The sequence below is a fragment of the Polycladidibacter stylochi genome (assembly GCF_001562055.1).
Classification (GTDB): domain Bacteria; phylum Pseudomonadota; class Alphaproteobacteria; order Rhizobiales; family Stappiaceae; genus Pseudovibrio; species Pseudovibrio stylochi.
On the sequence record NZ_LLWE01000018.1, the window covers coordinates 397,060 to 405,300 of the forward strand.

Annotated in this window: 6 protein-coding genes and 3 tRNA genes; 5 read left to right on the forward strand and 4 right to left on the reverse strand. The window is 46.3% G+C overall.

Annotation, left to right across the window (positions count from 1 at the left end; translation table 11 throughout):
- The 3 genes from AYK67_RS05085 to parE form a co-directional block, all read right to left on the reverse strand.
- Window positions 1–1,062: a GGDEF domain-containing protein gene (locus AYK67_RS05085; RefSeq protein ID WP_068083192.1), complete on the reverse strand. Its 1,062-nt coding sequence runs from the start codon at window positions 1,060–1,062 to the stop codon at window positions 1–3.
- Window positions 1,063–1,195: 133 nt separating this feature from the next.
- Complete coding sequence (locus tag AYK67_RS05090) at window positions 1,196–2,644, reverse strand: DEAD/DEAH box helicase (RefSeq protein WP_068083195.1); 1,449 nt, start codon at window positions 2,642–2,644, stop codon at window positions 1,196–1,198.
- A gap of 188 nt (window positions 2,645–2,832) precedes the next feature.
- Window positions 2,833–4,920: a DNA topoisomerase IV subunit B gene (parE, locus tag AYK67_RS05095; protein WP_068083198.1), complete on the reverse strand. Its 2,088-nt coding sequence runs from the start codon at window positions 4,918–4,920 to the stop codon at window positions 2,833–2,835.
- Window positions 4,921–5,534: 614 nt separating this feature from the next.
- Between parE and AYK67_RS05100 the strand changes: the two genes are divergently transcribed.
- The 4 genes from AYK67_RS05100 to AYK67_RS05115 all read left to right on the forward strand — a co-directional run bounded on the left by AYK67_RS05100 (window position 5,535) and on the right by AYK67_RS05115 (window position 7,224).
- A complete protein-coding gene (locus tag AYK67_RS05100; RefSeq protein WP_208976212.1) occupies window positions 5,535–6,551 on the forward strand; it encodes a tetratricopeptide repeat protein in 1,017 nt (338 codons plus the stop codon).
- 399 nt (window positions 6,552–6,950) lie between these two features.
- A tRNA-Pro gene (locus AYK67_RS05105) sits at window positions 6,951–7,027 on the forward strand.
- A 23-nt stretch (window positions 7,028–7,050) separates the two neighbouring features.
- A tRNA-Pro gene (locus AYK67_RS05110) sits at window positions 7,051–7,127 on the forward strand.
- A gap of 20 nt (window positions 7,128–7,147) precedes the next feature.
- Window positions 7,148–7,224, forward strand: a tRNA-Pro gene (locus tag AYK67_RS05115).
- Between the two features lie 86 nt (window positions 7,225–7,310).
- Here the strand turns inward: AYK67_RS05115 and AYK67_RS05120 are convergent.
- A complete protein-coding gene (locus tag AYK67_RS05120; RefSeq protein WP_068083200.1) occupies window positions 7,311–7,643 on the reverse strand; it encodes a winged helix-turn-helix transcriptional regulator in 333 nt (110 codons plus the stop codon).
- Between the two features lie 118 nt (window positions 7,644–7,761).
- Between AYK67_RS05120 and AYK67_RS05125 the strand changes: the two genes are divergently transcribed.
- Window positions 7,762–8,058 (forward strand): YciI family protein, encoded by a 297-nt coding sequence (locus AYK67_RS05125; RefSeq protein WP_068083205.1) that lies wholly within the window; start codon window positions 7,762–7,764, stop codon window positions 8,056–8,058.
- The last annotated feature ends 183 nt before the right edge of the window (window positions 8,059–8,241 follow it).

Here is an 8,241-nt window from a genome sequence, read left to right on the forward strand (position 1 = left end):
TTATGTTGAAGCCGCAACGGGGAGGCGTTCTGGTTCTTCAAGTTCTGGTTTGACTTGATTTCGACCTGCTCTTTTCGCTGCGTAGAGCGCTTTGTCAGCTCGATTTACGATGGACATTGGGGTATCTTCGGAGCGGAAAAAGGCAACACCAATTGAAATGGTGATCCGTCCCAGATTTTCGCCTGTTGAGCGTTTAACAAGCTCTTTTGAAATGACCGAGCGTCGTATTTGCTCGGCTATATCAAGTGCATCTTCTTCGCTGGTGCGTGGCAAAATGATGCCGAATTCCTCACCGCCATAACGGCAGGCGATGTCTGAACCCTTCATGTTCTTTTTGACAGCAAGAGCAACCAAGCGCAGTACCTGGTCGCCAGTCTGGTGACCAAAATTATCATTGAACTGTTTGAAATGGTCAATATCGGATAGTAGTACCGCCAGTGGTACTTTGGAATCGCGTGCCTCTTTGACATGTTTATCGAGAGATTTATCAAAGTGCTTGCGGTTGTGTAGGGTGGTTAGCTCATCGGTCATCGATTCATAACGAATTGCTTCAAGCCCTTCTTGAAGCACGCCAATTTGCCGTCTCGAATTGAGTAGTTCTGCACGTAAGTCGCGATTACAATCGGCAGTTTGTGTTGTTACGCGCATTAGTTCGATTATGAGGCGTTGTAATTCGTTTTGATCGGTTATTAAATTGAGTTCTGAAAGTGCCTTTTTTAATCGTTCAGCATACTCTTCAGTTACTATGTTGCCTTGGTCCAGTCGTTCAGCCAAATGACGGACTTCCGAAGCAATTTTATCACCAACCTCATCAATTCTATCGCCAAGGCGGTTGGGGGATAGAAAGCGGTTATATATTTTTTCGGTTTCTTCCTCAGAAATTTTACCATCTCTTGAAAGGATCTTATTGATGGATCTGTTTAGTGAGAGGTTGAAACCAGAAGCATAGCTATACCACAACTCGTAGTTGCGAGGAAAGGCAGGTAATGAATTGCTTTTGATATAACTTAGAGCACTATCGCCATAAGTAATCGTACGCTGAAAATCATCTTTACTTGCCATATTTGTCTCGCAATGTGCATAGAATAAAGCTTACCAAAGGTGATACTACAGCGTGTTTTTAAATAAAAACGCGCTGTAGACTTGATGGTCTAGTTACCCACACAAATATGCGTCTTGCAAATTATTAGCGAGCTTAGGTTGCCCTCGGACGCGCTTCACGCAATAAAAATGCCGGTATATGTGAGGCGTTTTTAAATAGCTCTTCTTCTGGAGCAGCCTGCCTCGTTTTACTGTGCCTTGTCGATGGCGCAGGGCGTTTATGTGAATACCTATTATGAGAAAATGCTTCGTCGTGAATCACTGGTTGCTCATCACCTGGATAAATAGGTGGTGCTGCCTTGGGTTGTTTTGCCTCGGCGGGTTGCTGCGATGCACTCTTTTTATCTGTTGAAGAGCGATTTGTGCGGGTTCTGCTTTTTCTACGCTGCTTTTTCTCTTCTTGAGCTGCAGCAAAATCAATTGGTTCTCCATCCCAGTCAATCGTAGCCTGAATGGTTTCTTCAATTGCTTTCAGCAGTTTTTCGTCATCTCCTGTCACAATGGATATGGCAGTACCATCACGTCCTGCACGTCCTGTGCGACCAATACGATGAACATAATCTTCCGGATTGGTTGGCAAATCATAGTTAAAGACGTGGCTCACGCTGGGAATGTCCAAGCCTCGTGCAGCCACATCACTGGCAATAAGGATAGAGATATTGCCTTTCTTGAAATTGTCGAGCATGGTCATGCGCGAGCGCTGATCCATATCGCCATGCAAGGCACCAACAGAAAACTCATGGCGTATGAGCGAGCGAAAGACTGTCGCCACATCGCGCTTGCGGTTACAAAAAACAATTGCATTTTGCAAATCGCTTGCGGCTTTTATCTGATCGCGCAGTACAGAGCGTTTTTCGTAGTCTTCAAAGCTGGCAGGAACCAGTTTTTGTGTGACTGTTTCAGCGGTTGAAGAGGCTTTGGCGACTTCTACCCTTACTGGATTTTGTAGGAATTGATCGGCAAGCTTTTGAATTTCACTGGGCATGGTTGCCGAGAAAAGCATTGTTTGTCGCGTAAACGGGATCAGTTTGGAGATACGTTCAATGTCTGGAATGAAGCCCATATCCAGCATGCGATCGGCTTCATCAATCACAAGGATTTCAACCCCTTGCATGAGTAGTTTGCCACGTTCAACATGATCTAGCAAACGTCCCGGCGTTGCAATCAAAACGTCCGCGCCGCGCTCTAGAATTCTGTCTTGATCGGCAAAGGAAACACCGCCAATGAGCAAGGCAACATTCAGTTTATGATTGACGCCGTAACGGTCGAAGTTTTCTGCAACTTGTGCAGCTAATTCGCGTGTTGGCTCCAAAATCAAGGTGCGGGGCATGCGCGCCCGGGCCCGCCCTTTTTCCAAAAGCGAAATCATTGGTAACGTAAAACTAGCCGTTTTGCCGGTACCGGTTTGCGCGATACCTAAAACATCCCGTCGCTCCATGACAGAGGGGATTGCTTCTGCCTGGATAGCAGTGGGTTCGGTGTAACCTGAGGCTTCTACAGCTGCGAGGACTTTCTCGCTTAAACCAAGTGTGGCAAATGACATACTTTTGGGATCTTCGTGACAGTTGTGAAAGGCACAGTATTGCTACTGTACCCAAGGTTTTCCGGCACACTACAGCTTAAGTAGCGCTTGTCAATGTTTACTACACTTTCTTTGCGGTCTCCTTACAAAAGTGCTTGTTGAGAAACGCTTCATAAAGGCAGAGCTTGCATAATAAACAATCGTTAAAGTTAGATATTCAAATCCGAGGCAAATTCGGCATTTTCTTGAATGAAAGCAAAGCGGGATTCCGGTTTGTTGCCCATAAGCTGTTCAACGCATAAACGCGTGGTTTCCTCTGCTCCGGCACCTATTACCACTTGAAGTAATGTGCGGTTTGCGGGGTTCATTGTGGTTTCTTTCAATTGCGCAGGGAGCATTTCGCCAAGGCCTTTGAAGCGACCAATATCTATCTTACCGTTTTTCTTGAATTGTGTTTTTAGCAATTCGTCGCGGTGCGCGTCATCGCGCGCATACAATGTTTTACCTCCTTGGGAGATACGGTAGAGAGGAGGAACTGCTAGGTAAAGATGGCCGTTTTCGATTAATTTTGGCATTTCTTTATAGAAAAACGTGATGAGGAGGGAGGCGATATGAGCACCGTCGACATCCGCATCAGTCATAATAACAATGCGCTCGTAGCGTAAATCCTCATCGCGATACTGGCTACGGGTACTACAACCCAAGGCCTGTATTAGGTCAGATAACAGCTGGTTGGCGACCAGTTTGTCGCGTCCCGCATTGGCCACGTTAAGAATTTTCCCGCGAAGAGGCAAGATAGCCTGTGTTTGGCGATTCCTTGCCTGTTTTGCTGAGCCGCCAGCCGAATCGCCCTCAACGATGAATAGCTCTGTCCCTTGGGCCTGACTGGTTGAGCAATCGGCCAGTTTGCCAGGTAGGCGGAGTTTGCGTACGGCTGTTTTGCGAGCCACATCGCGCTCTTTACGCCGTCTTAAGCGATCTTCGGCTCGCTCAATAACCCATTCCAGCAGTTTATTTGCCTGATTTGGCGAGGCGGTGAGCCAATGGTCAAACGCATCGCGAACGGCATTTTCTACCAGGCGAGTGGCTTCGTTGGTCGCTAGCTTGTCTTTGGTTTGGCCAACGAATTCGGGTTCGCGAATAAAGGCGGATAACATGGCCGCTGCTGAAGTCATGACATCATCGCTGGTAATCACCGAGGCACGTTTATTACCTGTCAGTTCACCATAGGCTTTTAGGCCACGTAACAGTGCATAGCGCAGCCCGGCCTCATGCGTGCCACCTTCGGGAGTGGGTACCGTATTACAGTAGGAATTCACATAGCCATCACCGGCAAACCAAGATACTGCCCATTCTACAGAACCGTGTTTTCCTGTCGTTGCGGTTCGACCGGAAAATATGTCATCGCAGACACGGCGTTCTTTGCCAAGCTCAGCCTCGAGAAAGTCTTTTAGCCCACCGGGGAAATGGAAGGTGGTGGTGTCGGGTATGGAAGACTTTTCGTTTTCTTGAATTAATTCGCTATCACAGCGCCATCTGATTTCAACGCCGCCAAATAGATAGGCTTTGGAGCGGGCCATTTTCATTAAACGCGCAGGTTTAAAACGTGCATTTGGTCCGAAAATCTCGACATCAGGTTTAAAACGGACCATGGTGCCACGGCGATTGTGGACATCACCGACGTGTTGTAAGGGGCCATCTACCAATCCGCGGCGAAAAACCTGCCGGTAAAGCTTGCGGTTACGGGCTACTTCTACGATGAGCTCCTCAGAGAGTGCGTTCACAACGGAAACACCTACACCATGCAGGCCGCCTGATGTCTCATAGACTTTACTGTCAAATTTACCACCCGCGTGTAGGGTGGTCATGATAACTTCTAGTGCCGAGCGATCTTTGTATTTGGGATGCGGGTCTATGGGAATGCCGCGCCCATTATCGGTTACTGTTAAGTAGCCATCAGCGCCGAGATGGACCTCGATCCAGCTTGCATGACCGGCAACAGCTTCGTCCATGGAGTTATCTATGATTTCCGCAAAGAGATGGTGAAGCGCCTTTTCGTCGGTGCCTCCAATATACATTCCAGGGCGACGGCGTACCGGTTCCAGTCCTTCCAACACTTCAATATCGGCTGCGGTGTAACCGGCTTCGTTTTGATCTGCCACAGAGTTGGCGGGCTTTAAAGAGGGAGCCTTCATCGTTGTTGTGCTTGGCGTGGTGCTCTTTTTCTTCGGTTTGGTCGCAACAGGAGCGGTTTGTGTATTTGTTGTTGTTGCAAATAAATCGTCTCGTTCACTCATTGCGCCTCTGTCTCTTGCTCCAGCCTTTTGTGGTTACTAATCAAAACAAACAATTAACTAAAATATTGATGAGCAATAGTTATTGGCATAGGGCCTGTTGCTCTTGCTAGGTATTTTTATGTGACTGATCAGTGTTGCTTTTCGATATTGGGAACTACAGGCATCCTTATACACTGATGAAGGGCAGCTTTGACAAGTCGATGTTGACTGAAAAATACAGAAAAGAGCTGTTTTGTTGCAAGCGTTGTGTGTTTGTAACAAGAAAATCAGAATGTTGCATTGGTGCAACAAATTCAGGGTTATGGCTTAACCGGTAAGTTAATCTTTAGCGCGATAGTTTGGGTAACTACATGGAAATGTAGAGTTAGTTTAAAAGTTGGCTGGAGTATTGGCATCTCACTTGCGGTATTGGAAAAACACTTTGAATAGGATTTTAAACGCAAATAACCATAGGGCTGCTTGAATTCAGTGCCAAAAAAGACACTTTTGGCTAGGATAAAAGAAGATGTGAGCCTTCAACTTGCTGCCTAACAGCGCTATTGAATGTACAAGTTTAAATAGTTTGTGGGTATACCTGTATTGAAACAGGTTGTCGTAGGCTTAAGAATAATTCTGTGTCTTATCGGTACAAGCAGTTGCAAATGATGGATTTAGCACTTCAAAATTCGAAGCGTAGCGCCATAAACTGGTTGGGTCAGCGGTGTTTTGCGCAAGATGGTGTATTTCGTAGAGCTGTGCGCATTGTTATTACCTTTAGCGCCGTGGCCGTTTCTTGTGTTGGTGTGCATGCCGATTCGAATGGCGGGCATGCCAAAACGGCTCCTATTGATAGTGCGCTTGCTGCTGTACAAAGTTTAGACCCTGTAACCCCAGTAGAAGCTTTACGCCGTGGTGCCAAAGCTTATTATGCGGGTAATAAAGCCGAGGCGCTACGTCCACTGCAATATGCGGCTGATAATGGTCAGGCTATGGCTGCGTGGAAGCTGGGGCGTATGTACGCCTATGGTGACGGGGTCGCTGAAGATGATTTGAAAGCATTCCATTATTATTCTCGTGTTGCCCGCGAACACTCTGGTGATAGTCCCCGCTCTAGCAGTGCGCCATTTGTTGCCAATGCTCTTGTTGAGTTGGGAAACTATTATTTAACAGGTATTGAGGGCTCACCCGTTCAACCCAATCGTGCCCGGGCACTGGAAATCTTTACATATTGCGCTTCTTATTTTGGTGATGCCGATGCCCAATACCATTTAGGCCTCTATTATTTACAGCAATCTAAACTGAATGAAGGGCAGGCGGGTGAACGTAATCGGCGCCTAGCAGCTCGTTGGCTCAAGCTTTCAGCTGTCAAAGGGCATATTTTTGCGCAGGCGAAGTTTGGAGAGCTGCTTTATAACAGCGATAGCTACCAGACGGTAAAAAATATGGGCATCCGCTGGATTACATTGGCTCAAAAGCAAATTACCGCAGATTTACAACGGCGGTTACCGCATAACAAAAAACAATTTGAAGAGATTGCGGCATTGCATGAAAAAGTGTGGGCTGAAGTGGGTGAGCAAGAGCGCCGCGATGCGGTTGATTGGGCGAGTGCTTGGCTTGCCCGCCACGCCAGTACGCAAACTGCACAAAACTAGTTTTTGCATAGGTTGAAAGAATAGTTCAATATTTCTTTCGATTGCAGTTGACATTCATTATCAATAGCACTAGAAATAAAACATGAGTTTGATACTCAGCTTTGAGTATCTGTCTCTGTTTGGCGATTGAATGGACCCTTATGGGTCTCTGGAAAACTTTAAGGGCGTGCCTTCGGGCGCGCCTCTTTTTTTGCATTTACCCTATTTGATTTTCAAGGGTAGGGGTATTGGGGCATTGAAGGTGGCTACGTGAGATATTAGTGATGTAATATCCTTTTCAGATAGATAGAAATTGCATTCCCCCTTTGGATAAAATGAATTGTCTCTTGCAACAAATGAAAACAGGGCATATATACCCCCTCACAGAGCCGCTGAGCACAGCGGCGACTATATGAATGACGGGGCATAGCGCAGCCTGGTAGCGCATCTGGTTTGGGACCAGAGGGTCGCAAGTTCGAATCTTGCTGCCCCGACCATTCATAAAGACATTATCGAGTCACGGGGCATAGCGCAGCCTGGTAGCGCATCTGGTTTGGGACCAGAGGGTCGCAAGTTCGAATCTTGCTGCCCCGACCACTTGATAAGTTGACACGGATCGGGGCATAGCGCAGCCTGGTAGCGCATCTGGTTTGGGACCAGAGGGTCGCAAGTTCGAATCTTGCTGCCCCGACCATTTAAATTTCCAATAATCAAATAGTACCTTCGAGCGCCACACATATATATCTGCTTTACTGCACAAAGGGCTGACAAATAATAGCCCTACTGTTGTTCAAGCTGCTCTTTATTCAACCACCATTGGTGCATCGCTTCAAATACGGGCCTTAATGCGCGTCCTGTATTGGTGGCGCTATATTCCACACGTGGTGGAACCTGTGCGTATACTTTTCGATCTATCAAACCATCAGCTTCCAAGGCACGTAATTGCTTGGTTAACATGGTCTGGGTGATGCCGCTAATTTCTCGGCGTAAATCACCAAATCTTTTTGTTCCATTAAAAACAAGTGTTTTCAGGATCAAAAGCTTCCACTTACCACCTATCATTGAAAATAGAATGGGTGCAGGGCAGAGCTCGCTATCAGTCTGTTGGGTCATACGGGCCTAATACTATTATTTTAAGAGTTACTTCAAAATTTCTGCCTACTTCCATAAAACTATTAGTGATGTATTTTAGCAAGTGCAAATTTAAAAGGCTGTTATTAAGGTGAGAGCAATGCATATCATTCTACTGAAATTTGGCGACAACAAAGAATCTGCAAAAAAGTATATGGAAACGCACAACAGCTGGATTTCCAGTGGTTTTTCCGATGGTGTTTTTCAATGTGTTGGTTCTTTGGATAGCGGAGGCGGATTTATAATCGCTCATGGTGAGAGCACAGACGCAATTCACAAACGCGTCGCTGAAGACCCGTTTGCTCAACATGCCGTTGTCACCCCGGAAGTTCATGCAATTGATGTAAAACGGACAGTTCCGCAGTTAGATTATTTTCAAAATAATCATCATCAATAAATACTTGATACAATCGCGAATGGCTCGCAAGCGCAAATCTTCCGATGTCGTTTGATCTAAAAAGTTAAAGCAGTTTGCTATTTCTTAAAAGCCACAGTACACGACTCTTTAGTTTATTGAGCGCTTGGGGCAGTTTTTTCGCCATGCCTTAGATGCTCTATCAGGTTTATGGGTAATCCAGTT